The 26,413-nt window shown below is 70.8% G+C and carries 21 protein-coding genes and 1 tRNA gene; 12 read left to right on the plus strand and 10 right to left on the minus strand.

Annotated features, from left to right (window positions below):
- The first annotated feature begins 79 nt into the window (after positions 1-79).
- Positions 80-760 (plus strand): GntR family transcriptional regulator, encoded by a 681-nt coding sequence (locus tag OG711_RS16580; protein WP_329559607.1) that lies wholly within the window; start codon positions 80-82, stop codon positions 758-760.
- A gap of 309 nt (positions 761-1,069) precedes the next feature.
- Here OG711_RS16580 and OG711_RS16585 read toward each other — a convergent pair.
- The 7 genes from OG711_RS16585 to galU form a co-directional block, all read right to left on the minus strand.
- A tRNA-Ala gene (locus OG711_RS16585) sits at positions 1,070-1,143 on the minus strand.
- A 299-nt stretch (positions 1,144-1,442) separates the two neighbouring features.
- The gene (locus OG711_RS16590; RefSeq protein WP_329559608.1) at positions 1,443-3,002 is read right to left on the minus strand and encodes a hypothetical protein; all 1,560 of its coding nucleotides are present in this window, start codon (positions 3,000-3,002) and stop codon (positions 1,443-1,445) included.
- A 183-nt stretch (positions 3,003-3,185) separates the two neighbouring features.
- Positions 3,186-3,818 (minus strand): GNAT family N-acetyltransferase, encoded by a 633-nt coding sequence (locus OG711_RS16595; protein WP_405674892.1) that lies wholly within the window; start codon positions 3,816-3,818, stop codon positions 3,186-3,188.
- Between the two features lie 23 nt (positions 3,819-3,841).
- Positions 3,842-4,456 (minus strand): MogA/MoaB family molybdenum cofactor biosynthesis protein, encoded by a 615-nt coding sequence (locus OG711_RS16600; RefSeq protein ID WP_329559609.1) that lies wholly within the window; start codon positions 4,454-4,456, stop codon positions 3,842-3,844.
- Positions 4,453-4,965, minus strand: a complete 513-nt coding sequence (gene moaC, locus OG711_RS16605; RefSeq protein WP_329559610.1) for a cyclic pyranopterin monophosphate synthase MoaC — start codon at positions 4,963-4,965, stop codon at positions 4,453-4,455. Before moaC ends, OG711_RS16600 begins: the two co-directional genes overlap by 4 nt.
- 357 nt (positions 4,966-5,322) lie before the next feature.
- Complete coding sequence (glp, locus tag OG711_RS16610; RefSeq protein WP_329563849.1) at positions 5,323-6,612, minus strand: molybdotransferase-like divisome protein Glp; 1,290 nt, start codon at positions 6,610-6,612, stop codon at positions 5,323-5,325.
- A 43-nt stretch (positions 6,613-6,655) separates the two neighbouring features.
- Complete coding sequence (galU, locus tag OG711_RS16615) at positions 6,656-7,558, minus strand: UTP--glucose-1-phosphate uridylyltransferase GalU (RefSeq protein ID WP_073783705.1); 903 nt, start codon at positions 7,556-7,558, stop codon at positions 6,656-6,658.
- Between the two features lie 94 nt (positions 7,559-7,652).
- Between galU and OG711_RS16620 the strand changes: the two genes are divergently transcribed.
- Both OG711_RS16620 and OG711_RS16625 read left to right on the plus strand, forming a co-directional pair.
- The gene (locus OG711_RS16620) at positions 7,653-8,294 is read left to right on the plus strand and encodes a 5-formyltetrahydrofolate cyclo-ligase (protein WP_266508952.1); all 642 of its coding nucleotides are present in this window, start codon (positions 7,653-7,655) and stop codon (positions 8,292-8,294) included.
- 355 nt (positions 8,295-8,649) lie between these two features.
- On the plus strand, positions 8,650-8,886 hold the full coding sequence (locus OG711_RS16625; RefSeq protein ID WP_073783700.1) for a hypothetical protein: 237 nt from the start codon (positions 8,650-8,652) through the stop codon (positions 8,884-8,886).
- Between the two features lie 224 nt (positions 8,887-9,110).
- Here OG711_RS16625 and OG711_RS16630 read toward each other — a convergent pair whose 3' ends face one another.
- Entirely contained in the window at positions 9,111-11,867 is a 2,757-nt protein-coding gene (locus tag OG711_RS16630) for a penicillin acylase family protein (RefSeq protein ID WP_073783698.1), read from the minus strand.
- A 200-nt stretch (positions 11,868-12,067) separates the two neighbouring features.
- Here OG711_RS16630 and OG711_RS16635 point away from each other — a divergent pair, with 200 nt between their 5' ends.
- From OG711_RS16635 to OG711_RS16660, 6 genes are all read left to right on the plus strand, one after another.
- The gene (locus OG711_RS16635; protein WP_073783696.1) at positions 12,068-13,582 is read left to right on the plus strand and encodes a potassium/proton antiporter; all 1,515 of its coding nucleotides are present in this window, start codon (positions 12,068-12,070) and stop codon (positions 13,580-13,582) included.
- A gap of 482 nt (positions 13,583-14,064) precedes the next feature.
- On the plus strand, positions 14,065-15,384 hold the full coding sequence (locus OG711_RS16640; RefSeq protein ID WP_329559611.1) for an MFS transporter: 1,320 nt from the start codon (positions 14,065-14,067) through the stop codon (positions 15,382-15,384).
- Between the two features lie 67 nt (positions 15,385-15,451).
- Positions 15,452-15,793 carry an FmdB family zinc ribbon protein gene (locus OG711_RS16645; RefSeq protein ID WP_073783692.1) on the plus strand — a complete coding sequence of 114 codons (342 nt, stop codon included), beginning with the start codon at positions 15,452-15,454 and terminating at the stop codon, positions 15,791-15,793.
- A gap of 93 nt (positions 15,794-15,886) precedes the next feature.
- Positions 15,887-16,795 (plus strand): S-methyl-5'-thioadenosine phosphorylase, encoded by a 909-nt coding sequence (locus OG711_RS16650; protein ID WP_405673615.1) that lies wholly within the window; start codon positions 15,887-15,889, stop codon positions 16,793-16,795.
- A gap of 170 nt (positions 16,796-16,965) precedes the next feature.
- Entirely contained in the window at positions 16,966-17,787 is an 822-nt protein-coding gene (locus OG711_RS16655; protein WP_329559612.1) for a hypothetical protein, read from the plus strand.
- Positions 17,788-17,949: 162 nt separating this feature from the next.
- Entirely contained in the window at positions 17,950-18,441 is a 492-nt protein-coding gene (locus OG711_RS16660; RefSeq protein WP_329559613.1) for a large conductance mechanosensitive channel protein MscL, read from the plus strand.
- Between the two features lie 244 nt (positions 18,442-18,685).
- On the opposite strand, the gene OG711_RS16665 is transcribed toward OG711_RS16660, so the two are convergent.
- The gene (locus tag OG711_RS16665) at positions 18,686-18,868 is read right to left on the minus strand and encodes a hypothetical protein (protein ID WP_073783689.1); all 183 of its coding nucleotides are present in this window, start codon (positions 18,866-18,868) and stop codon (positions 18,686-18,688) included.
- Positions 18,869-19,191: 323 nt separating this feature from the next.
- Here OG711_RS16665 and OG711_RS16670 point away from each other — a divergent pair, with 323 nt between their 5' ends.
- The 3 genes from OG711_RS16670 to OG711_RS16680 all read left to right on the plus strand — a co-directional run bounded on the left by OG711_RS16670 (position 19,192) and on the right by OG711_RS16680 (position 23,528).
- Positions 19,192-20,394, plus strand: a complete 1,203-nt coding sequence (locus OG711_RS16670) for a low temperature requirement protein A (RefSeq protein ID WP_329559614.1) — start codon at positions 19,192-19,194, stop codon at positions 20,392-20,394.
- Positions 20,395-20,856: 462 nt separating this feature from the next.
- Positions 20,857-21,966 (plus strand): P1 family peptidase, encoded by a 1,110-nt coding sequence (locus tag OG711_RS16675; RefSeq protein WP_329559615.1) that lies wholly within the window; start codon positions 20,857-20,859, stop codon positions 21,964-21,966.
- Positions 21,967-22,766: 800 nt separating this feature from the next.
- Positions 22,767-23,528, plus strand: a complete 762-nt coding sequence (locus OG711_RS16680; protein WP_073783685.1) for a DUF6227 family protein — start codon at positions 22,767-22,769, stop codon at positions 23,526-23,528.
- A 1,148-nt stretch (positions 23,529-24,676) separates the two neighbouring features.
- Here the strand turns inward: OG711_RS16680 and OG711_RS16685 are convergent.
- The gene (locus tag OG711_RS16685) at positions 24,677-26,362 is read right to left on the minus strand and encodes an MFS transporter (protein WP_399546869.1); all 1,686 of its coding nucleotides are present in this window, start codon (positions 26,360-26,362) and stop codon (positions 24,677-24,679) included.
- Between the last annotated feature and the right edge of the window lie 51 nt (positions 26,363-26,413).

Genomic DNA, 26,413 nt, shown 5'->3' on the forward strand with positions numbered 1-26,413 from the left:
TAAAAGACTATAGGGCTCATGCGTACGCGTGATCGAGAAGGAGGGGCCGCGCTACCATCGGGCGACAAAGGAGACTCGCATGGCTACGCGCCCGTCCGATCGGCAACCGTTGGCCGATCAGATGTACGAAGTGCTGCTCGGGCAGTTCATGGACGGACTGTGGTCACCGGGCCGGCCGCTCAACATCGGCGCCCTCTCCCGCGAACTGAACGTCAGCCAGACGCCCCTGCGTGAGGCGCTCGCCCGGCTCGAACACACCGGCCTGGTACGCCGCGAGGCGCTCAAGGGCTACCGCGTGGCCCCGCTCTTCAGCGAGACCGAGCTGATCAAGCTGATGGACGCGCGACTGGTGCTCGAACCGACCCTCACCTACGAGGCGGGCCGCCGGACCACCCCCGAGTTCCTCCAGGACGTCGCCGACAGCATCGAGGAGTTGCGGCGCTGCGCGACCGGGGACGGCCCGCCGTCGGTACGCGCCTATCTGTCGGCCGACGAGCGCTTCCACTTCCTGATCGCCAAGCAGTCGGCCAACCCCTTCCTGGAGTCGGCGTACCGTTCGCTGAGCGGCCATGTGCAGCGCTTCCGCCTCTTCACCGAACTCGGCTCCTCCGACGCGGAGTCACCCGCGCGCGAGCACACCGCCGTCCACGAGGCGCTGACCGCGGGGGACGCCGAGGGCGCGGCCGACCGGATGCGGCAGCACATCGAGAACGCGAAGGCCCGCGCGTTGAAGGACCGTCAGGCCGTGTCGAGCGGCTGACGGCCCCGCCGCGCGCCGGAATCCGCCGCACCTGGGTCGCTTCGCCGGGGTCCCGGTGCGCCGGGTTGGGCCGGCCCGGCGGAAGGGCTGGACGGTCGGGGCGGCGCTGGATGAACTGCTGGAGGCCATCGCCCGGCGGTTGGGCCGGAGCTGGCGACGGCGCCGCAGGACCGCAGGCACGTCGGCCGGCCAGATCGGTGCGACCTTCACTGAGGAAGATCCCCGGAAACGACGAAATCCCGCCCGATCAAAAGACCGGACGGGACCCCGTCAACCATTCCCGAGCTGACTCAGGAACAGCCATGTGCGTGGACCTGTGGGGATTTGAACCCCAGACCCCCTCGATGCGAACGAGGTGCGCTACCAGACTGCGCCACAGGCCCTTGCAACGAGTGAAACTCTAGCATCCCCGTCGCGGTGCTCGGAAATCCGCTCCCGCACCCTCCCCGGCCTGGTCAGAGGCGGGCGCCCCGCACCCGCACGAGGCCCCGGGGAGACCCCCGGCACCACGCGCCCGACACCGGCAGGCGGCAGGCGGCAGGCGGCAGGCGGCAGGCGGCAGGCGGCAGGCGGCAGGCGGCAGGCGGCAGGCGGCAGGCGGCAGGCGGCAGGCGGCAGGCGGCAGGCGGCAGGCGGCAGGCGGCAGGCGGCAGGCGGCAGGCGAGGATGCTCTCCCCCGCCGCTACTCGTTGGCCGCGCGCGGGCGGCCCTTCTCCTCGTACTGGTCGAAGAGCGGCGTGCGTCCCCGTTCGCGGGACCGGCGCGCGGAGGCGGCGCGGCGGGCGTCGCTGCGCTCGTCGCCGTCCTCCAGGTCGTCGTCGAGGCCGGGGTCGATGTCCGCGTCATGGCCGGGGGAGACCTGCGGGTCCGTCCCCGAGGCCGTCGGCTCGGCGGTACTTGAGCGTGCGGAGCTCCACGCGTCCGGCGCGCCGAGGTCCACTCCCGACGTGGCCCGCGGGGCGACGGGGGCGGTCACATAGGTGGGCAGCGGCACGGGGACCGGGTCCCAGCTCTCCCCCTGCGCCGGGCCCTGCTGGCGCTCCCGCTGCTGGTCGACCCACTCGGCGTGGTCGGTCTGCTCGACGAGCGCGCGCCGGTCGGCGGCGAGAGCCGAGAGACCGGGGTCGGTCGATACGCCCACCGCCTCGCCCTCCGGTTCGTCCACGACGGACGTCTCGGGCTGCGGGCGCCGCCTGGGCTGACGCGCCCGGAGTCGCTGCGCGGCGATCTCCGCCTGGCGGCGGTCCATGACGTAGGCGAACCGCCGGCGCTCCTGGCCGCGCAGATACGCGATGTACGAGCTGAGCAGGACGGCGGGCAGCGCGGGCGCCCACAGGAAGGTGAGGCCGCCGACCGCCGCGACGACGGCGCCACAGGTGAACGTCAGGAACAGGATCACGGTCGTCCGGCGCCGTCGCGCGAGCACCTTGGAGCGCCGCGCGCGTGCGGCGGCCTCCGCGGTCGGGCGCCCGCGCGCGGGCGCCTGCTTGCCCGACCGCCTCGCGGCCTCCGCCGACGGCTGGTCGGACGGGACGCCGTCCCTCCGGGACCGCCGACGCGACATCGGCACCTCCGCGCGCGCGGAGGCGGCGCTCCCCTGTGCGCCGATACGCGCGGCGGGGTCCTGCGTGCGTGCGCCGTTGCCGTCGCGCACGTCCGCGTGCACCTCACCGCGGCGGGACACGCGCGCGGCCTCGTGCCGGGCGGCTTCCTGCCGGGCCGTGGCGTCACGTTCCTGCCGGGCGGCTTCCTGCCGCGCGGACGCCTCACGTTCCTGGCGGGCCGACGCCTCACGTTCCTGCCTGGCGGACGCGTCCCGCTCGGCCTCCAGCCGCCCCGCCTCCTGGCGGGCCGCTTCCCTGCGGGCGGCGTCCTTGCGGACGGCCTCCAGCCGGGCGGCTTCCTTCCGGGCCGCGGCGGCCTCCTGCCGTGCGGCGGCGGCTTCCTCGCGTGAGGGTCCCGGAGGCATGGCGAAGGCCCGGACGTCCACCGAGTCGGTGACGTCGTCCGGGTCGGCGCCGGGTCCGGCGGACGGCTCGTCCTCCTCGGTCGAGCGCGCCCGCAGGTCCTTGGCGTAACGGCGCTCCATACCCGCGCGTCCGGAAAGGAACCGGATGGCGGTACTGAAGCGTTCCGTCGGACGGGCTTCGTTCAGCTCGTCCTGCCTACGGAGCCACATCGGCACCAAGTAGGCGGCCCAGGCCCCGACGATGACTGCGTAGATGAGGCCGCTGCTGCTCACGTCTCACACCGTAGAGGGGTTCACGTAGGGCCATCCGCCAATTGGGGCGGTGTGTCGCACGATCTGGCTGATATTCCGAACTTTTTTTGCGACTGATGCGATCAGCGGCCCGGTCCGGGGTGAGGAATTAGGCCGCCTGGCGCCCGGAGATGACCTCTTCGAGGCCAATATCGAACATACATTTCATTTCCAGGGAGGGCCCGGTGGCTCCGGTCCTGTGCGGGGGCCGGTCCGGGAACGCGCCTGGTGCCAGCGGCGCAGCAGCCCTTCCGGGGCCTCTTCGGAGGTCAGCGCGTAGACCAGATGGTCACGCCACGCACCGTCGATATGGAGGTACCGGGGACGCATCCCCTCCTCCCGGAATCCGAGTTTCTCCACGACCCTGCGGCTGGGAGCGTTCTCGGGACGAATACAGACCTCGATACGGTGCAGCCCGACCGTGCGGAAGCAGTGGTCGACGGCCAGTGCCACCGCGGTCGGCATCACCCCGCGTCCGGCGACTCCCTCGTCGACCCAGTAGCCGACGTGCGCCGAGCACATCGACCCCCAGGTGATGCCCGCGACCGTGAGCTGCCCCACCAGACGCCCCTGGTACTCGATGACGAAGGGCAGCATCCGCCCGGCGTTGGCCTCGGCCCGCAGATGGCGGACCATCTGCCGGTACGTGGGCCGGTGCGTGACCGGGCCGCTGGGGGTGGGCGGCGGGATGGTCGCCTCCCAGGGCCGCAGCCAGTCCCGGTTGCGGCGGTTGACCTCACGCCAGGCGCGCTGGTCACGCAGCTTTATGGGGCGGAGGGCGATGTCACCGTCCGTCAGCTCCACCGGCCATGTGGGGGTGTTCAGCTTCGGCTCCCGGTCGGTCCTGGGCCGCCCTCGGCCGTTCCCCCCGGCGGCCGGGGGCGCTCCGCGGCGTGGGCGGTGTTCCCGTCGGGGGGCTGCGGGTGATCGCCCCCGCGCAGCTGGTCGACCGCGTGCCTCAGCAGGGGCTCCAGTACGACGAGTCCGTCCCGGACGCCGCCGGTGGAGCCGGGCAGGTTCACGATGAGGGTGCGCTCCGCGACACCGGCGAGTCCGCGGGACAGGGCGGCGGTGGGCACCTTCGGGCCGCCGTGGGCGCGGATGGCCTCCGGGATGCCGGGGACCGACCGGTCGATCACCCGTCCGGTCGCCTCCGGGGTCCGGTCGGTGGGCGAGATACCGGTGCCGCCCGTGGTGAGGATCACGTCGTAACGGGCCGCCACGCCCTGCCTGAGGGCCTCTTCGACCGGATCGCCGTCCGGGACCACCCGGGGGCCGTCCACGGCGAAGCCGAGGGCGCTGAGCGCTTCGGCGATCACCGGCCCGCCCTTGTCGGGGTAGACCCCGGCGGCGGCGCGGTTGGACGCCGTCACGACCAGGGCCCGGTAGGGCGCCGCCGCGCGGTCCGCGTCCCCGGCGCCGGGCGCGCCGCTCATGTGCGGCTCCAGTCGCCCGACCGTCCGCCGGTCTTCTGCTCGACCCGCACATCCGTGACGACGGCCGCCTTGTCGACGGCCTTCACCATGTCGACGACGGTGAGCGCGGCGACCGCGACCGCGGTCAGCGCCTCCATCTCGACACCGGTACGGTCGGTGGTGCGGACCGTGGCGACGATCTCGACGGCGTCGTCCGCGACGGAGAGGTCCACGGTCACCCCGGACACGGCCAGCGGATGGCACAGCGGGATCAGGTCAGGGGTGCGCTTGGCGCCCATGATTCCGGCGATGCGCGCGGTGGCGAGGGCGTCGCCCTTGGGCACACCGTCGCCCCGCAGCAGGGCGACCACTTCGGGGTTCACCACGACCCGGCCGCTCGCGCGCGCGGTGCGCGCGGTGACCCTCTTGCCGGACACATCGACCATACGGGCCGCGCCGGCCGCGTCGATATGGGTGAGACGGCCCTCTTCAGGGGTGCCGGGGGTGTCCCCCCGGGGATTCGCGGTCATGTGCTGTGACGCTCCCGGTCCGGGCCCCCTCACGTGCGGCGCGCGGAGCCTGTGTGCGCGCTACCGTACCGCGCGCGGGGGCCCCGTCTCCCGCTGGACCACCCGGGAAGCGGGACACGGCAGCGGTACGGGTCCGGCAGGAGCCCGGGTCCGGCACGGGTCCGGGTTCGGCACGGGTCCGGGTCCGGGTTCGGCACGGGTCCGGGTCCGGGTCCGGCACGGGCACCGGTCGGGCCCCCGGGTCCGGCACGGTGGCGCCATGCCGCGCGGTGGGGCGCCGACACGGGATGCGGTGCGGCCGCCGGGTGCTGTGCCGCGCGGTGGGGCCGTGCGGCGTGGGGCCGCGCGGTCCTTCAGTCAGTCCAGCACCACGACGTCGACCTCGGTACCGGGCTCCACGGACACCGTGCGCTCGGGCACCACGATCAGCGCGTCGGCATGTGCCAGCGCGGCCACCAGATGGGAGCCCGCGCCGCCCACCGGCGTCACCTCGCCCGCGTCGGCGTCGTACCGGCCACGCAGGAACTGCCTGCGCCCGTCGGGCGACGTGAGGGCCTTGTCGGCACGCAGCACCGCGCGCGCGGAGGGACGGTGGATGTCCCGCACGCCCATGAGGGTCCGGATAGCGGGCCGCGCGAACAGCTCGAAGGACACGTACGACGACACCGGGTTGCCGGGCAGCGCCAGCAGCGGTGTGTGGTCGGGGCCGATGGAACCGAAGCCCTGGGGCTTGCCCGGCTGCATGGCGAGGGTGCGGAAGTCGACCCCGCCGCCTTCCTCGTCCTCGTCGCCCACATGCGCGAGGGCTTCCTTCACGACGTCGTACGCGCCCACGCTGACACCACCCGTGGTGACGACGAGGTCCGCGCGGATGAGCTGGTCCTCGATGGTGGCGCGCAGCGTCTCCGCGTCATCGTCGACGGCGCCCACCCGGTAGGCGAGGGCGCCCGCCTCACGCGCGGCGGCGGTGAGGGCGAAGCTGTTGGCGTCGTAGACCTGGCCCTCACCCAACGGCTCCCCCGGCTGGACGAGTTCACTGCCGGTGGACAGGACGACCACGCGCGGGCGCGGGCGCACCCGTACGGTGCCGCGGCCGATCGCGGCGAGCAGCGCGATCTGCGGGGCGCGCAGGACCGTCCCCGCCTCCAGCGCGCGGTCCCCGGCCCTGACATCGCTGCCCCGCGCGCGGACGTACGCGCGTGGTTGCGCGGCCCGGTGGATCCGCACCTGCCCGGACGCGCCCTCGGGGGCGGTGCTGTGCGCCCGCATACCGGACACCGCTCCGCCGCCGAGGCCACCGTCGGTCCACTCCACGGGAACGACCGCCTCGGCGCCGGGCGGCAGCGGCGCGCCAGTCATGATGCGCGCCGTCTGGCCAGGACCCACCGTGAGCGGGCCGCCCCGGCCCGCGGCCACGTCACCGATGACCGTCAGGACGGCCGGGAACTCCTCGCTCGCGCCCGCGACATCGGCGGCCCGGACGGCGTACCCGTCCATGGAGCTGTTGTCGAAGGGCGGCAGCGACACGGGCACGGTGACGTCGTCGACGAGGACACAGCCCTGGGCGTCGAGGAGCTGGAGCTCGATGGGCTCCAGGGGGCGGACGGTGCCGAGGATGTCCGCCAGATGCTCGGTCACCGACCACATGCGGTCCTGGGTGGTGGCGTCGGTGGTCGTCCTGCTCAAGTCGCTACATCTCCTCGGTGACGTAACTGCGGAGCCAGGTCCGGAACTCCGGGCCCAGGTCCTCACGTTCGCACGCGAGTCTGACAATGGCACGCAGGTAGTCGCTGCGGTCGCCGGTGTCGTAGCGGCGTCCCTTGAAGACGACGCCGTGCACGGGGCCGCCGACCTTCTCGTCCAGGGCGAGCTGCTGGAGGGCGTCGGTGAGCTGGATCTCACCTCCCCGGCCCGGCTCGGTGCTGCGCAGTATGTCGAAGATGTGCGGGTCGAGCACATAGCGGCCGATGACGGCGAAGTTGCTGGGCGCGTCGGCCGGGTCGGGCTTCTCCACCAGACCGGTGACCCGGACGATGTCCGACTCGCCCGTGGCCTCCACCGCGGCGCAGCCGTAGAGGTGCACCTGCTCGGGCGCGACCTCCATGAGCGCGACGACACTGCCGCCGTGCTGCTCCTGGATGTCGACCATGCGGGCGAGCAGCGGGTCACGGGGGTCGATGAGGTCGTCACCGAGCAGGACGGCGAACGGTTCGTCGCCGACGTGCGGGGCCGCGCACAGGACCGCGTGCCCGAGGCCCTTCGGGTCGCCCTGGCGCACATAGTGCATGGTGGCCAGGTCGCTGGACTCCTGCACCTTCGCGAGACGAGCGCGGTCGCCCTTCTTGGTGAGGGCTTCCTCCAGCTCGTAGTTGCGGTCGAAGTGGTCCTCCAGGGGACGCTTGTTGCGCCCGGTGACCATCAGGACGTCATCGAGTCCGGCAGCGACCGCTTCTTCGACCACGTACTGGATCGCCGGCTTGTCGACGACCGGCAGCATTTCCTTGGGCGTGGCCTTGGTCGCGGGCAGGAAGCGGGTGCCGAGGCCCGCGGCGGGGATGACGGCCTTGGTGATCCTGGAGTTCGACTGAGTCATGAACGTCACCCTAACCGGTGACAATGTAGAGAATCTGCGGGTCCGCAGAATTGATCCATATATGGGACGACATCGAGAGGTTTGCGCACTTATCATGAATCAGCCCCCCGGTGGAGCCGAGTCTGACAAGCGCGGGTTGCGCAAGGAGATCCTCGGGGCGAGGAAAAGGTTGCATCAGGATGACGTGCACAGGACGTCATCGGTTCTCGTCTCCCGCGCGCGGGAGCTCCCGGAGCTCTCCGAGGCGCGCACCGTCGCCGCGTACGTCTCCGTCGGCGGCGAACCGGGCACCCTGCCGCTGCTCGACGATCTGCACGCGCGCGGGGTGCGGGTCCTGCTGCCCGTGCTCCTCGACGACAACGACCTCGACTGGGGCCGCTACGAAGGTCCGGAGTCGCTCGCCGCAGTGCGGCACGCGGGCCGGATGACCCTCCTGGAGCCGCGCGGGCCCCGGCTCGGCCCGGACGCGGTGCTGACGGCGGACGCCGTTCTGCTGCCCGGACTCGCGGTCGACCACCGCGGGATGCGGCTGGGGCGGGGCGGCGGCTCGTACGACCGGGTGCTCGCCCGGCTGGAGCGTTCGGACGCCGATCCCGCGCTGGTGGTCCTGCTGTACGACGCGGAGGTCCTCGCGCGGGTCCCCTCCGAGGCGCACGACCGGCCGGTGCACGCGGTGGTGACACCGTCGGGCATCCGTCGCTTCCCCGGTGGCGGCAAGGCACGGCGCGACACCTGACCGGCCGCGCACGACCCCGACCCCGCGCACGGCCTCGCCCCGGCCCCGCGTCGGCCACCCACCGGCCCCATGCCGGTCGCCCACAGGGTCCCGCACGTCTCCCCACCGGCCTCCACCGCACCACTGGAGCCCCTGGAGCCGCTGGACGGCCACAGGGCGGCGCAACCCACCGCCCGGGGAGGGAAACGCCGTTCAGGGATCCCGCGGCCGCCAGAGGGCCACGCAGGCCCCGGCGGCACCCCCGTGGCCGGAGCGGGCCGCCCCGGCCGTCACGGGTCGGGCCACCGGGTTGACCGGCCCCGCCCGGACGGATGAGATCGCGTGCCCCCGGCCGCCCTCGGACGGTTGGCCCGGCATGACGAACACGTTCCGCTCGCTCTCCACCGTCGCCGTCCTCGCCGTCGGCGTACTGCTCCCCGGCGCGCACGCCGCCGTGGCCGACAGCGCGGTCGGCGCCGGGCCTGTCACCTCGGACGGCGTCGCGACCGCCGCGCAGACCGGTCTGGAGGTGGCCAGGACCTGCGGGCTGCCCACCCTGGCCGAACCCGGCGCCTTGGTCCAGAACTGCACCGACGGCTCCCTCGCCCGCTAGCGCCCACCCGTCGGCCGCCTCCGGCGAACCACCCCGTGCACGTACCGCCGGCCGACTTCCCCGGCGAACGCCGAGTGGCCCCGCACACGCTGGTGCGGGGCCACTCGGCTGTGCTCTGGACCGCGACCGGGGCCCGGACGATGCCGATCGGTGAGCCGTCGGACTCCACCGGCCGGGTCACGGCCGACGGGCCGCCGATGACGTTCGGCGGCGGCCCGTGCGGGTCAGGGACGCAGCGACAGGGTGTCCGTCGTGGCGTCGGCCACGGCCTTCTCCGAGAAGGCCCAGTCGAGGAGCTCGCCCTTGACCCACTTGTCGGTCTGATCCGTGTAGTGCGCGTTGTACGCGTGACCGGAGGCCCCGGTGAGGTTGATCCACTTGGACTTGTCGAGATCGTCGAGGTTGACGACCATCCGCATCGACGGCACCCAGACGACCTCGTAGCCGCCCGCCGCGTTCCAGCCGGTGGCGTCCACCGCGCCCTCGCCGCCGCCCAGGTTCCACGGACCGCGGTTGAGCGCGTACTTCAGGAAGCCGGGGCCCTCCGTACCAAGGGTCTGGTTCTCCAGGGTGAGCTGGTGCAGACGGCCCCAGCTCCAGCTGTCGATGTCCTTGCCGAGTTCGGCGGTGAGCTCCCACCGCGCGTCCTCCATGGCCCGCGCGAACAGCTGGTCACGGGTCGTCGTCTCACCGTCCGTGCGGGTCTTCGGGGCCTTCCACCAGTCGTTGTCCTCGTCCTTGACGATCTTGCGGACGACCTCGAACCAGCGGTCACCACCGTCGGGCTGCGCGGAGTCCGCGTCCCGTTCACCGCACTCGCGCACCAGCCGGTCCTCGTCGGCGGGGCCGGTGTTCTCGGCCGGCTCCACGTTCAGGCACTGACCCTCGACACGCAGTTCCTTGGGCAGCTTGTCGCCGAACGACAGCTTCAGGATGTTGCGCCACACCGCGTTGAAGTACGCGGCGGCCGCGGAGTCCGGGGTCTGCGTGTAGTTCCAGCCCTCAAGGAGCTGCTGCGCCTCACGCACGTACTTGTCGGACACGTCGATCTTGAGCAGCATCGGTGTCAGCAGCTCGGCGATCTCGCTGCTGTTGTCCGTCTGCATCTGGCGCATGTCCTCGGTGGAGATCTTGCCGCCACCCTTGGTCTTCGCCACGATCAGGTCGGTGATGCGCTGGCTGCGCGCGCCGTAACCCCAGTCGGTGGTGAGCGTGTACGGGTACTTGTCCGGGTCGATGACGGCCTGGTTGGCGGTCACGATGTAGCCGCGGTCCGGGTTGTACTCGTAGGGCAGCTCGTCCTGGTCGATGGTCCCGGTCCAGGCGTACTCGGAGTCCCAGCCGGGCGCGGGCAGCGACCCGTCGTGGCGCTCCGCGCGCGTGGGGATCTTTCCGGGGGCCTGGTAGCCGATGCTGCCCTTAGTGTCCGCGTAGACGAGGTTCTGCGACGGCACCTCGAAGTCGGCGGCGCCCGCGCGGAACTCGTCCCAGTTCTTCGCGCGGTTGATCGCGAAGACGGCGTCCATCGACTTGCCGGGGGTCAGCGCCGTCCAGCGCAGGGACACCCCGTATCCGTCACCGCGGTCGGGCGCGGCACTGTCGACGGTGGCCTTCTTGCCGACCGTGACGAGTTCGTCGCTGCGGTCGGACAGCAGCGGCCCGTTCCTGGTCTCGCGGATGGTGATCGGCTTGGAGCCGCCACCGGCGACCCGGATGGTCTCCTTGCGCGTCTTGAAGGGCAGCACCTTGCCGTCGTACTGGTAGCCGTCCGCGGTGAACTTCTCCAGGTACAGGTCGGTGACGTCGGCGCCCAGGTTGGTCATGCCCCAGGAGATGTCCTGGTTGTGGCCGATGATCACACCGGGCATCCCGGAGAAGGTGAAGCCGGAGACGTCGTACTGGCAGCTCTCGGAGAGGTTCCTGCAGTGCAGACCCATCTGGTACCAGAGCGACGGCAGCTGGGGCGCGAGGTGGGGGTCGTTGGCGAGGAGCGGCTTGCCGGTGATGGTGTGCTTGCCCGCGACGACCCAGGAGTTGGAGCCGATGCCGTTGCCGTTGGGCCCGAACACCGCCGGGATGCCGTCCAGCGCCTCGGAGAGGCCCGCGAGCTGGCTCTGGAGGCCGTCAGGGGCCTCGGCGCCCCCCGCGAGGCCCGTGCCCGGCGTGCCGCCCGCCTGGCCCTGTGTGGCGCCTTCGGGGCTGAACTGGCGCGTGGCGTCGTCGTAGGCGCCTTCCTGGACGATCGCCTTGTTGCGGTCGAACGGGTACTCCGGGTACAGGTCCTTGATCTGCGCGGGGCCCAGACGGCTGGTCATCAGGGACCGGTCGATCTCGTCCTGCATGTTGCCGCGCAGGTCCCACGCCATCGCCTTGAGCCAGGCCATCGAGTCGACGGGGGTCCACGGCTGCGGCTTGTAGTCGTTGGTGAAGCCCAGGGCCGCGTACTCCAGGGAGATGTCCTTGCCCTCCTTGCCCGCGAGGTAGGAGTTGACGCCCTTCGCGTACGACTGGAGGTACTTCTTCGTCTGCGGCGAGACCTTGGAGTCGTACTCCTCCTGCGCGACGCGGTGCCAGCCGAGGGTGCGCAGGAACTCGTCGGTCTTGATCTGGCTCTTGCCGAACATCTCCGAGAGGCGTCCGGAGGTCGTGTGCCGACGGACGTCCATCTCCCAGAAGCGGTCCTGTGCCTGCACATAGCCCTGTGCCATGAACAGGTCGTCGTCGGAGGACGCGTAGATCTGCGGGATGCCGTTGCCGTCCCGCTTCACGTCGACCGGACCGGCGAGCCCGTCGAGCTTGATGGAGCCCTTGGTCTGCGGGAAGGAGGCACGCACCGTGCTGACGCTCCAGTACGCGCCGTAGCCCACGCCGGCCACGATGGCCAGCACCAGCACGATGACGAACAGACGGCCTTTGCGGCCCTTCTTCCGGGCGGCCCTGCCGGCCTGCTGGCCGGAGGAGGCTGTGGTGTTGGCGGGCATCGCTGTCCTTGCTGTCCTTCGCGAGCGGCAGGGCGGTTTTCGGGCGGTGCGGGTCTCAGGAGCGGTCATGGGAGCGCTGGAGCAACCATAGGCGCAGCGCACATGGGCGCTGGACGCGGAGTCAGGAAGGCACACCGTACGGACATTCGAGCGCGTCAAGGAAGTGTTAACGATTAGGTAAGGTAACGAAGTACCTCGATGTGCGCGCAGGAAGGATTCGCCCCCTGACCGTCCATGACCTCAACCAGCTTCTGCTCGTCTGCTCACTGGTTCTCCTGATCGCGGTCGCCGCGGTCCGGATCTCCTCGCGCAGCGGGCTGCCAAGCCTGCTCGTCTACCTCGGCATCGGCGTGGCCATCGGCCAGGACGGCATCGGCAACGTCTCCTTCAACAACGCCGAACTGACCCAGGTCATCGGCTACGCGGCCCTGGTCGTGATCCTCGCCGAGGGCGGCCTGGGGACGAAGTGGAAGGAGATCAAACCCGCGCTGCCCTCGGCCGCCGTGCTGTCCACCGTCGGCGTGGCCGTCAGTGTCGGCATCACCGCCGCCGCGGCGCACTACCTCATCGGCCTGGAGTGGCGTCAGGCCCTCATCATCGGCGCGGTGGTGTCCTCGACGGACGCCGCGGCGGTCTTCTCGGTGCTCCGCAAGGTGCCGCTCCCCTCGCGCGTGAACGGCATCCTGGAAGCCGAGTCCGGGTTCAACGACGCCCCTGTGGTGATCCTGGTGGTCGCCTTCTCCACCGCGGGTCCCATCGAGCACTGGTACGTGCTCATCGGCGAGATCGCACTGGAACTCGCCATCGGCGCGACGATCGGTGTGGCGGTCGGCGTCATCGGCGCGTACACGCTGCGACACGTCGCGCTGCCCGCGTCCGGCCTGTACCCGATCGCAGTCATGGCCATCGCCGTCACCGCGTACGCGGCCGGCGCGCTCGCGCACGGCAGTGGGTTCCTCGCCGTCTACCTCGCCTCCATGGTCCTCGGCAACGCGCGGCTCCCGCACTGGCCCGCCACCCGGGGGTTCGCCGAAGGGCTCGGCTGGCTCGCGCAGATCGGGATGTTCGTCCTGCTCGGCCTGCTGGTCACCCCGCACGACCTCGCCGACGACATCGTGCCCGCGATCATCATCGGACTGGTGCTGACCGCTGTCGCCCGTCCGCTGGAGGTCTTCGTCAGCCTGCTGCCCTTCCGTATGTCGTGGCAGGAGAAAGCGCTGATGTCCTGGGCGGGACTCAGGGGCGCGGTGCCCATCATCCTGGCCACCATCCCCATGGTGAACGGGGTGGAGGACAGCCGCCGGATCTTCAACATCGTCTTCGTCCTGGTGGTCGTCTACACCCTCGTCCAAGGGCCCACACTCCCCTGGCTGGCGCGCAAGCTGCGGCTGGGTGAGGACGCGGAGGCCGCCGACCTCGGCATCGAGTCGGCACCCCTGGAGCAGCTTCGGGGCCACCTGCTGTCCCTGACGATCCTCAAGGGCTCACGAATGCACGGTGTGGAGGTCGCGGAACTACGGCTCCCGGCCGGTTCCGCCGTCACCCTTGTCGTACGCGACGGCAAATCCTTCGTCCCCCTGCCGACGACCGTGCTGAGACGCGGCGACGACCTGCTCGTCGTGGCGACCGACCCGGTTCGCGACGCGGCGGAGGCCCGCCTGCGGGCGGTCGGCCAGGGCGGCAAGCTGGCGGGCTGGCTCGGCACGGGGCGCTGAGACGGCGCCGGGCGGTGCGTAGACGGCGTCCAGCGGCGCTCACGCCCCGGGGGCAGCGTTGAGGCTCCTGGAGCGGGGTCGGCATCCCCGGGGACGGCGCCGGCGTCCTCGGGGGCGGCACTAGCGTCCTCGGGGGCGCCCTGAGCGGCGCTGAGCCGGGCCCTGGAGCGGCGCTGAGGGGCCGCCTGCGGCCCGCTGACGGTCACCGGGGGCCGAAAGGCCCGACCGGGCGGACGGGGGGTGACAAGCGCCTCACCTCGCGCTTTCACCGCGTCGGCCGCCCGGCGCCCCTGTAGGATGCGTGGATACTTCTGATCGAACCAACTCTGCCTGACGCAGAGCTGGCGTGACCGTATGGCGGCCGGCCGCCGTGATGCCCTCGATGCGGGCGGCCCGGTATCTACCGCAGTTCCGCGCAATGAGGACAGCTCTCGGCACCCCGCCCTACGGGTGTGTCACCAGGTGGCAGAAAGGCACGGGCCGTGGCATCCACGGTCACCTCGAAGCCCTCCCGGCCGGGCTACGGACAACTTCTTCGCACACCCGGCGCATGGGCCTTCCTGCTCCCCGGCTTCGCCGCGCGCCTGCCGTTCGCCATGCTGATCATCTCGATCGTCCTGCTGGTGGAACACACCACGGGTTCGTACGGCATCGCGGGAGCCGTCTCCGCCGCCACCGGTGTGTCCATGGCGGTCTTCGCACCGTTGAACGGCAAGTACGCCGACCGCTTCGGCCAGCGCGCGGTACTGCTCCCGGGTGTGCTGCTGCACACCGCGTCGGGCCTCACCCTGACCGTGCTGGCGCTGACGGACGCCCCCCTGTGGGCACTGTTCGTGGCCGCCGTGCCCACTGGCGCGTCCGTTCCCCAGGCCGGCCCCATGGTGCGGGCCCGGTGGGGCGTGAAGCTGCAGGGGTCACCACTGATGACCACGGCGACCGCCTTCGAATCGGTCACCGACGAGCTGACCTTCGTACTGGGCCCCCTGTTCGCGACCGCACTGTGCACATCGGTGGACCCCGCCGCGGGTCTTCTCACCGAGGCGGGCCTCACCCTGGTCGGCGGTCTCCTGTTCGCCGCCCAGAAGGCGACACAGCCCGTCCCGTCCCGTCGGCACGCACACACGCGCGTGGATCTCTCCTCGGACTCCGGCGCGAACGCGGCCCACGCGCGCGTGGAGCCCGTCTCCCCGCTGCGGGTACCCGGTGTACGCGTGCTGATCGTGGCGTTCCTCGGTATCGGCTCCGTCTTCGGCGGCATGCAGGTGTCCCTCGCGGCGTTCACCGAGTCGATCGGTCAGCCGGGACTGAACGGTGTCCTCTACGGCGTCTTCGCGGCCGGCAACATGCTGGCCGGTGTGGCCTGCGGCGCCATCGTGTGGAAGGCCGCCCCGCAGAAGCGTCTGCTCGTCGGATACATCGCGCTGGCCATCACGGCCTCGGGTCTGTGGGCCGCGCAGTCGCCCGCACTGCTCGCCGGTATCGGTCTTCTCGTCGGCATGAGCATCGCACCCGGCCTGATCACCGGCTACACACTGGTCGAGCGTCTGGTCCCGCCGACCGGTCGCACGGAAGCGTTCACCCTGCTGACCGGAGCGGTCGCTCTCGGCCAGGCGGCCGCGGTCACGGTCGCCGGTCAGCTGGAGGACCGGGCCTGGGACGGCGCCGGATTCCTGGTTCCCCTGGGAGGCACCGCACTGGCTCTGCTGACCCTGGTGACCCTCCGTTCACGGCTCGCGCCACCGGCCGCCTCACGGACGGTCGCACGTGGCGTCGGTCACCGCCCGCCGGTGTCGGTGGACTGATTCAACGGAATACGTCACTATGGACCGTCGTTAGCACTCATCGAGTGAGAGTGCCAGGAGGAAGCAAGTGCCGACCTATCAGTACCAGTGCACCGAGTGCGGCGAGGGCCTTGAAGCGGTGCAGAAGTTCACCGATGACGCCCTGACCGAGTGCCCCAGCTGCGGTAGCCGCCTCAAGAAGGTGTTCTCCGCGGTCGGCATCGTCTTCAAGGGCTCCGGTTTCTACCGCAACGACAGCCGTGGCTCCTCGTCGAGCAGCTCGCCCGCACCGGCGACGAAGTCGGCGGCCTCCACCGGGTCGAGCGACTCGTCGTCCTCGACGACGTCCTCCTCGTCGGGTTCGTCGTCCGGCTCCTCGTCGGCATCGTCGTCGAGCTCGTCCGGTACGAGCAGCACCTCCGCCGCCTGACCACCACGGTCACGTCGGACATCGCACCCTCCAGGACCCCGCGTCACCGACGCGGGGTCCTCGGCGTGGGCGCGCACGGCTAGGGTGCCGACCATGGCAGACAAGGCGAACGTGACACAGTCGGCCGGCGAGACCCGGCCGTGGAGCGCTGGAGCGGACGGCGACGCGGTGCCCCGTGCGGAGATCGGGGTGATCGGAGGCTCAGGCTTCTACTCGTTCCTCGACAACGTGACCGAGGTCCAGGTCGACACCCCCTACGGGGCACCCAGCGACTCCCTCTTCCTCGGTGACATCGCGGGCCGCAAGGTCGCCTTCCTCCCCCGGCACGGCCGAGATCACCACTTGCCACCGCATCGCATCAACTACCGCGCCAATCTCTGGGCCTTGCGGTCCGTGGGCGTACGGCAGGTTCTCGGACCCTGCGCGGTCGGCGGACTGCGGGCCGAGTACGGTCCCGGCACCCTTCTGGTGCCCGATCAGCTCGTGGACCGTACGAAGTCCCGTACCCAGACCTTCTTCGACGGAGTGCCGCGCCCTGACGGTGCCGTACCCGATGTCGTCCATATGACGTTCGCCGATCCGTACTGCCCCGCCGGGCGCCGCGTCGCGGTGAAGGCGGCGCGGAGCCGTGACTGGGAACCTGTGGACGGCGGCACACTCGTCGTGATCGAAGGACCCCGTTTCTCCACGCGGGCCGAGTCGCTGTGGCACGCGGCTCAGGGCTGGTCCGTGGTCGGGATGACGGGCCACCCCGAAGCCGTCCTCGCACGTGAGCTCGAACTCTGTTACACCTCGCTGACCCTGGTGACCGATCTCGACGCGGGAGCCGAGGCGGGCGAAGGGGTCTCCCATGAGGAGGTGCTGAGGGTCTTCGCCTCCAATGTCGACCGGTTGCGCACGGTTCTCTTCGACACGGTGGCCGAACTGCCGGTGAACGGGGAGCGGCACTGTCCGTGCGCGGGCGCGCTGGGCGGCGCGAAGACGGGCATCGAGCTTCCGTAGGCGGCACTCGGGACAGCGCGGGTGGCGGGGCTTACGTTCGACGTGCCTGCCATCCGCGCCCAGTGGTCGGGAGGAGCGGGCGCAGCGGAAGCCCTCGTTCGGGTGTCGGAGTTTTCCACAACCGGCCGGTAGCCCACACGCTTCAGCGCGACTCGGGGAAAAGGCTCAAGGTGAGGAGGCAATCCGTCTTCTCGTCGCAGGTGGTGACCTCCGTGCCGCAGTCCGTCCCCTCCCCCGCTCGGCCCGACTCCCGGGCCCGCTCCCCGTACCGCGCCCCCTCCGCCGCCTCGTGGCCCGGCTCGACGGCCGGCCCATGGCCCGACGACGACGCGTTCCTCGACCCCGGCGGCACCGACCCTCCGCCGGGCGGCCTCGGTGCGGGCGACGTCGGCTCGGGTCGGGTCATCGCGAGCGGCCTCGGTGCGGGAGGCGCCATCGCGGGCGGTGCCATCGGCGCCGAGGCGCCTTCCCCACCGATGTACGGCGAGGTTCCGCCGACGAGCGGGGTGCCGCAGTTCCCGCCCCTGAGGGTGCGGGGCCGATTCACAGCGGTGCGCCGGGTCGCCCGGCAGGGGCGGCGGGCGGGAGCCGCGTGTCTGGCCGCCGTCGTGACCGGCCTGCTCGTGGCCGATCTGACGCAGCGGCCGACGGAACCCCATCGGCCCGCCAAACAGGCGGGCCGCGTTTCGGCGGAGGACCAGCACAGGCCCGTTGCCCCCTGGGCGCGCGCACCGGTCAGGATCGCCGACGTAGCAGCCGCGGGGCTTCTGAGGCCCGGCGATCGCGTGGACATCGTGACCGCGGGCGGTCCGGCACGGAACGGGGCGGGCCGGGTCGTAGCGGCCGGTGTACGGGTCGCGGAGGTGCCGAAGGCGGCAGCCGCTTCCCTGGAGGGTGGTGCCTTGGTGGTGCTTTCCGCACCCCGCCGCACAGCGGGGCGGCTGGCCGCGGCGGGCGCTGTTTCACCGCTGGCGGTGGTCCTGTGCCGGTGATCACCATCCGGTTCGCGCGATGGGCCTTCAGCGCGCAGCTCACACGGGGTCCGCTGTCAAGTCGCTCGATCGCGTCACCGGATTGGACAGGCCCACAGAGCCCTGCCGTAGGTTGCGGAGTTGATTACTCCACATGCTGTACTTGCGAAGAAGGGCCTCGTGGTGAGCGAGAACAAGAAGCCGAACGTGTGGGAGGGCTTCAAGGCGTTCCTGTTGCGGGGGAACGTCATCGACCTGGCGGTCGCGGTGGTCATCGGCGCCGCGTTCACAAACGTCGTGAACTCCGTGGTGAAGGGCGTGATCAACCCGCTCGTCGGGGCGTTCGGCACGAAGAACCTGGACGCCTACAGCTCCTGTCTGAAGGGCCCCTGCAGCTTCGACGCGAAGACGGGCACGGCCACCAGCGGCATTCCGATCATGTGGGGAACGGTGCTGAGCGCCACCCTCACCTTTCTGATCACCGCGGCCGTCGTGTACTTCCTGATGGTGATGCCGATGTCGAAGTACCTGGCGCGGCAGGCCGACCGCAAGGCGGCCAAGGAAGGCGCGCAGGAGGTCATCGAGGTGTCCGAGCTGGAGGTTCTCAAGGAGATCCGCGACGCTCTGGTGGCACAGCGCGGTCCGGGAACGGGATCGCGGGCCGAACGGGAGTAGCCACTCAGCGGGAAGGGGCCCCGCGCGGCTCGGTCGGCGTCGTCGCCCGCCTCGTCACGTGGGGCTCTCGCATGTGGGCAGGGGGCTCTCGCATGTACGGAGGCCTATACCGGCAGGCCCTCCGCGCCAGCTCCGTCCCGGCATCGGCCACACAGGAAGAGCGTGCGCATCGTGCCGCTGCGCCGCTCTCGGGAGCGTCCCGCCCTGCGCGGGAGCGCGGTAGGCAGCCGTCTGAACAGCTGACTCAGAGGTGGTGGGGCGGCTTCTCGTCAAGGAATCGTGCCAGGTCAGCGGCACTGTCACCGGAAGCGGCCGAACGCTCGCCCCAGCCCGCGTCCGAGTCGTCGGACGACTGCTGCGACAACGGGTCGTCGAAGTTCAGCGCTTCTTTGGGATCGCGCGGCTCGGCGGGGGGTGTGGTGCTCATGCCTCCAGCGTACGCATCCGTCGACCCGCCCCCCGACGGCATCGACAGCAGCCGGCCCGCGGTGGACGGGGCGGTGGGGCCGCCGGACGGCGAGTCGGTCGCCGTCCAGGCGGGTGGTGCGCAGGGCACGGAACACGAGCCGCCCTGGGTCCGAGCCGACGGCGAGTCCCTGGAAGGGCTCCCGCAGCGGGAACCCGCGAGGGTGGCCGCCTCCGCGCCCGATGATGCAGAAGCCTCGGCCGGGAGCCACACAAAGCGGCATCGGGGCCGACACACGGCCCGCACGACCCAGGGTGACGGCTCGCCTCTGCTGTGCTGTCCGCATGGCCTCCACCCCTTCGTCAGCGCCGAGAGCGCTGCTTCGTCCCATGGTCGCCCGCGGGCGGGACGAGTCCCATCGCGCGGCGTCACCGTTGGAGCTGTTCTTCGATCTGTGCTTCGTCGTGGCCGTGGCACAGGCGGGGATGTCGCTGGTGCACGCGGTGGCGGAGAACCATGCCGGGCAGGGCGTGCTGAACTACGCGATGGCGTTCTTCGCGATCTATTGGGCGTGGGTGAACTTCAGCTGGTTCTCTTCGGCCTACGACAACGACGACGCGTTGTTCCGCGTGGTCACGCTGGTGCAGATGGCGGGTGTCCTGGTACTCGCGGCCGGGGTGTCGGAGGCGTTCGACCACCACTTCTTCGTCCTGTGGCTGGGCTACCTGATCATGCGGTTCGCGATGGTGACCCAGTGGCTGCGGGCCGCGACCGGGTGCACCGGGGGCGAGCGCGGCATGGCGCTGCGGTACGCGACCGGCATCGCGCTGTGCCAGGTCGGATGGCTGTCCCTGCTCCTCCTACCCGAGGAGGGGCGCCCGTGGGCGTTCCTCGTGATGGTGATTGCCGAGCTGTGCGTACCGGCGGTCGCGGAGCACAGGCATTCGACAACGTGGCACCCGCACCACATCTCCGAGAGGTACGGGCTGTTCACGATCATCGTGCTGGGCGAGTCGATCTCGGCGGCCACCGTCGCCGTGAAGTCGGCCGTCGACGAGCACAACGAATTGGGCCGATTGATCCCCATCTCGATCGGCGGTCTGCTGATCGTGTTCGCCGCGTGGTGGATCTACTTTGTGGTCCCGGTCCAGGGACGGCTGAGGAGCAACCGACAGGCGTTCCTGTGGGGGTACGGCCACTATCTGATCCTGGGCTCGGCGGCGGCGATCGGCTCGGGCATCGAGATCTGCGTCGAGCACACGGTGGGGAAGACACATATCTCCCAGCTCGCGGCCAACGCGTCGGTGACGGTCCCGACGGCGGTGTACCTGGTGATCGTGTGGTGGCTGCTCGCCCGCTACTACAAGGCCGGGACGGCTCAGCAGCTGGTTCTGCCGGTGACGACGCTGCTGATTCTGGCATGCACCTTCGCGGGCGAGTGGGCGGTTCTCGCGGCGGGCCTGGTCCTGACCGCGACGATCACGGTGGGAGTGACCCTGGCTGCCCGGCCCCCGTCGCGAAGGCGGGGCGGCCAGGCGGTGGGCTGACTGCTTCGGCGCGGACGGTCCCTTCATCGGAGGCCGACAGCCCCGCGCGTGCGCCGGAGACCGGGCCAGGCGAGCAGGTGGGCAAGCGCCGCGCTGCTGAGGGTCGGGCGCCGACCGGGCCCCGAGCAGGCCGAAGTGCGCACCGCGACGGCCTGAAATGTTGTGGTCGGCCCGCCGGGTCGGCGGGTGCTCGGGTGCGACGTGGCACCGGCCCGAGCGAGGGCACGATCGGTCCGTCCGGTCGCCGGGTGGACGGTGTGGAGGGGGCCGACGAGTCGCATCGCTCCGCTTCGACTGCTGATCCGCTCGACGGGCGTGCTGTGTCGCGACGGCTGCTGCGGGGACTGGCGATTCTGCTGGGCGCTGCCGTCCTGTCATGTGTGCGCCGGGCACGCGGCCGATGCCGCCGAGCCCCCGCGCGGGACGTCGAACACCGCTGGGGAGCGTGATACGCAGGACGGTATGACGGAGCAGACTCCTGGCACCACCCCGGATACGTCCGATTCGCCCGCGCTGATCGACGCGCTCACCGACGTGCTGGGGTTGCGTGTCGGGCACGCGACGCTGGTCGATGACGGCTACTTGACCGGTACGACAGTCGTACTCGCGCCGGAAGGCGGGATGACGGCCGCCGTCGACGTACGCGGCGGAGGGCCGGGTACGAAGGAGACGGACGCGCTCGATCCACGCAACATCGTGCAACGGATCGATGCCGTCGTACTGACCGGGGGCAGCGCGTACGGCCTGGACGCGGCGACCGGGGTGATGGCCTGGCTGGAGGATCAACGGCGTGGTGTACGGGTCGGCGTGGACCCGGCACACGTCGTGCCTGTCGTCCCGGCGGCCTGCGTCTTCGATCTGGGGCGCGGTGGCGACTTCCGGGCGAGGCCGGACGCCTCCACCGGTCGGATCGCCGTGGAGGCGGCGGCGGCGACAGGGTTGCGGGCGCCCGTGGCGGTGGGATGCGTGGGCGCCGGGACCGGCGGTGTCGTCGGCCGATTGAAGGGCGGGGTCGGCACGGCCGGCGTCCGGTTGCCGTCAGGCGTGACGGTCGCAGCCCTGGTGGTGGCGAACGCGGCCGGTTCCGTGGTGGACACGACGACAGGCGCGCTGTTCGGGGAGTACTTCGAGGGACGGGTGACGTATCCGGCTCCCGCCGTGCACGAGCGGGCCCAGCGACTGCTGGACGATGCCGACCGGATGAACTCCCGGGCCACAGGCAACACAGCCGCCGCCGAACTGACCGGAACGCCCCTGAACACGACCCTGGCAGTGGTGGCGACCGACGCCGACCTGTCCCGCGCGCAGGCGCACAAGCTGGCGGGTACGGCGCACGACGGGATCGCGCGCGCCGTGCGACCGGTGCATCTGCTCAACGACGGCGACACCGTGTTCGCGCTGGCGTCTGGGAAGCATGAGCTGCCTTCGGACAGTCCACTGGCGCTGAACGAGATCCTGGCCGCGGGGGCGGATCTGGTGACGCGGGCGATCGTGAGGGCTGTCCGATCCGCGGAATCGGTGGACGGCGAAGGTGGTCTCTATCCGTCGTACACAGAGCTGTACGACGGATGAACGAGCACCGGCGATGAGCGGTGGTCCGGCCGGGAAGCCGCCGGTCGCGGGGTGGGCGCGCTGGCCGGGCGCGGGTGCGTGCCGGACATCCTGAGGGTTCCCGGCGGGTCGGACGGCCGGCTGAGGTGTGCGTGCGGAACCCCGGGTGCACCGCACCGACTGCGTCTTTCGTAGTTGGCGGCGTTCGGCCAAGACGATGACCGATGCTCGTCCGGAACCGGCGGCTCCGGAGGGCGCGAGCGGGCCGCGCATCAGCGACTGCTCCGTGGCCCGTGGGTCATGAACGGCGTGTTACCCGCGGTTGGCGGTCTCGTGGAGTTCCTCGCGGCGGACGGTCGCAGTGGTAAAGAATCCCCCTGACGGGACGAACGCCCCCGGCGACGCTCTCGATGGGTGGAACATGTCCTGGAGCGCTTGGCAGTCCGGGAGCGCTTGGCAGTCCGGGAGCGTTCTCTGAATGATTGTCGTGCAGACCTGTCCTTCTCGGGATACACCCTTCGAACCGCAGGCCGCCCACTCCGACCTCCGACTCCCCGGCCGAACGCCGCCGGACGACGGAACGTGTCCTATATCTGTCCTTGCGCCAGAAACCCTGACAGGTACAGGTGTTGGCATCAGTGGCTTGTGGGAATCAGAGGTTGCGGGATGCGAGAGTGTCGCGTGATCGCGGATCATGTTGCACGTCGCGCGGGAACTTCCTGTGTGGCTCGTACGTTTTCCCGGTTCCTGGACACGATGTCCCGTCGAGGGGCTACGGTATGCACCCACGAAGTGACTAGCAGCTAACACGGGGAGGTGCCTTGAGCGTTCCGCCTGACGCAGCGCACGAGCCACCCGAGTCGTCCGGGTCTCCTGAGGAGCACCTCGTTCGGCTCCTCGGGCGCGCTCTCAACTCCTTCGAGCTGCCGGACGAGACCATACGGCGCCTCGACCGCGCTCTCGCGCATGACAGTTCACTGCACTCCGCGCATCACAGCAGGGGACTGCACCGCGAGACGTACCGGCATACCTGGCTGCTCGCCGACGGCAGCGCACTCACCCTGTGGGAACTGGTGCACAACACGAGCCCCGGTGGACGCGGGCGGCTGCTGCACGAGGTGTACACGGGCGAGGAGGACCTGCGGACGGCCACAGCCCGGCTGCCGCTGCCGACCGTGACGCCCGACTTCGAGCTGCCGGTGCTGATCCAGTTGCCACCCATGCCCAGACCCAGACACTCGTACATGCCGGACGACTCGGCTGATCACGCGCGCCGTTTACTGCGTCGCGCCGAGAACACGGACGCGCCGGGCGCCGATATGGCGCAGCTGCTCCGGGAGGCGTGCGCACACCAGATCACGCAGGCGTTCGGGAGACCGTTGCCCAGCGGCGAAGGGGCCGCGACGTTCGCCTTCTCGCTGTACGAGCACGCGTTCCTGCTGGGTGACGGGCGCGAGGTCAGCCTGTGGGAGGTCGAGCACACGGCGACACCCGACGGACGCCATATGTGCGAGGTCTACGTGTCCGAGGCCGCGGCACGCGAGGCCATGGAACGACGGGCGTCCAGGGCGCCTGGAGCTTAGCCGCAGGGAGGGCAGGGGGCACTTCTCCCCTCTCCTACCCTCCCCTGTAGCTCGGTGAACGGTTCGCACCGTCCGGATTCGTTCAACTGCCACGACCACCCGCCTCAGGTATGACGCGGGTGGTCGTCGTCGAACTGACGGACCAGGGCCGCGAACGCCGCTCGCTCCGCAGCGGTGAGGGCGACCGATTCGGTTGCCGGGATGTGCTGGTGGGGCATGGCCCGCAGGGTCACCCTCGCGCTTCGGGCATGCGGAGCCCGAGGCCGACGCTGCTGGGGCCGAGGAAGGCCGGCCGGGCGGGGCCACGTCTCGCGATCAGGCGGAGTCACCGTGTCCGGGGTCGTGGCGTCGGGTATGGATGCTTCGGGGGCGGTGAGCGGCTCAGTGGTGTCCGGTCGGGGCGCGACGGTACCTGGGTCGGGCTCTCGGCGCAGTGCGCGTATCAGGACCACCGTCCACAGGACGGTGGCCAGCGCGAGGGCGGCGATGCCCAGTTGCTGGATGGATGACATGTGCGCTGGCATGACGCCAGTAGACCTCAGGGGCGGGCGTCTCCAACAGGGGGCGAAGAGGATTAAGTAACGCATGGTGCGTCATGTCCTGTGCATATGTCAGCTTGTGATGAAGCATCACTCGTGGGAGTGACGCCCGATGCGCTTGAAGGCGCGGAATCAAGCCGAAGCTGTGGACGGTACCGGGTCCGTCGAAAGAGCAGCCGACGCCGTTCCCCTCGGGTGCGCGGCGGGGCGCTCCTGTCCGGTCGTACCGGGCCAGGCGTTCGGCCGACGGAGGTTATCCACAGGCCCAGCGGGATGTCGGTGCTCCCGGCTACCGTTTTTGCGGGAGTCCACGATCACGGCACGGGGGAGATCGGCATGACGGGCACGTTCATCGCTTCCATCACCAACCGAATGTTCGGCTGGGCATGTGTGGGTCTGTCGCGGAGGCGCGGCGGGACTGCGGAGCCAAAGCCTCATGAGACGCCCAGGCCTCATGAGACGCCCAGGCCGGAAGGGACGCCCAGGCATCGCGGGGCGCAGGGCGGGATGGCGCGCCGTTTGACGGAGACGGCTGCCCGGTGGACGCGGAATGCGCGTCCACCGGGCAGCCGAAGCGGAAGCTGTCGCCCGCGGGGCCCTGGCGCGGGGTCAGTGCACGAGAACCCTCCCGCCCCTCGTGTCGTCGTCGGCAGCGTTCGTGGCGTCCGTGCCGTCGGATGTCGCTGCCGTGGACGGACCCGCGAGGGACGGGTGTCCCTCCGTTCCGTCTCCGCCTTCCAGGCCCGTCCCCGGCTTGCGCGGCAGCAGGAACATCAGCCCGAAGATGGCCACCATGACCGCGACGACGTACTTGAGCGCGTGCTGGAAGCCGTTCACGAACTCCGCGCCCAGCGCGCTGGGCGCCACATGTTCGTCGATGACCCCGAAGAAGACGACGGACACGAGGCCCAGCCCGAGGGCGTTGCCCATCTGCTGAACGGTGTTGAGCAGACCGGACGCCGACCCGGCGTGCTCACGCGGCACCTCGGACAGGATGGCGTCGGTGAGCGGGGCGACGATCAGCCCCATGCCGATCCCCATGACCACGAGCGGCAGGACCATCTGCCAGAAAGTGATGTCCATCCCGTACCGGTCGGCCACCCAGAGGTAGAGCAGGACGCCGGCGGCCATGGTCAGCGCGCCGGTCTGGAGCACCTTGCGTCCGAAGCGCGGGACGAGCAGTTGGACGGACGTCCCGGCCGCCAACGACACGGCGATCGAGAAGGGCACCCCGGTCAGTCCGGCGCGCAGAATGCTCCAGCCGAGCCCGAGCTGCATGTAGAGGGTCGAGACGAGGAAGTACACACCGAGCCCGATGCCGAACACGGTCTGGACGGCGATGCCCGCCGCGAAGCTCTTCACCTTGAACAGCGACAGCTCGATCAACGGCGATCCGTCCTTGTTCGCCTTGTGCCGCTCGTACGCCAGCAGTGCCGCGAAGACGACGAACGCACCCGCCATCGACGCGTACCCCCACAGCGGCCAGCCCAACTCCCTTCCCTGTGTGAGCGGGTAGAGCAGCATCAGCAGGCCGAGGGTCACCAGGGCGACGCCGACCAGGTCCAGCTTGAGCGCGCGCGGCGCCTTCGACTCACTGATGAACTTGCTGCCGAGGACGAGGCCCACGATCCCGATCGGCAGGTTGATCAGGAAGATCGGGCGCCATTCCAGGCCGAAGAGGTTCCACTGGGTGAGCAGTGCGCCCAGCAGCGGGCCGGAGACGGCGCCGAGGCCCACGACCGCGCCGAACAGACCGAAGACCTTGCCCCTCTCGTGCGCGGGAAACGTCGCGTGGACGATGGACAGCACCTGGGGCACCATCAGCGCGGCCATCGCGCCCTGGAGTATGCGGGAGGCGACGAGCATGTCCGGGTTGACGGCGAAGCCGCACAGCGCGGACGCGACCGTGAAGCCGGTCATTCCGATCAGGAAGATCCGCTTGCGGCCGTGGATGTCCCCCAGACGTCCCCCGGTGACCAGTCCGGCGGCGAACGCCAGGGCGTAGCCGGCGGTGATCCACTGGATATGGCTGAAGCTGGCGCCCTCGTCGCGCTGGATCGCCGGGACGGCGATGTTGACGATCGTCACGTCGACAAGGTCCATGAACGCGGCGGTCATCACGATCGCCAGCGCGAACCAGCGGCGGCGGTCCGAGGCAGGGTCTCCGGTTCCGGACGCGTCACCCGCGGGTCCGGGGCCGGTCGTCGCGGGGCTGGTTCCGGTGGCGACGCGGGCCGCGCCGGTACCGGGAATCGGAACGGGCACCCGCTCGGAAGGGGATGTGGAAGAGGTCATGGGCAGCACGCTAGGGTTCAATTAGGCCAGAAAGTGTCCGCTATGCAGGGC

Source organism: Streptomyces uncialis (assembly GCF_036250755.1).
In the GTDB taxonomy this organism is placed as follows: domain Bacteria; phylum Actinomycetota; class Actinomycetes; order Streptomycetales; family Streptomycetaceae; genus Streptomyces; species Streptomyces uncialis.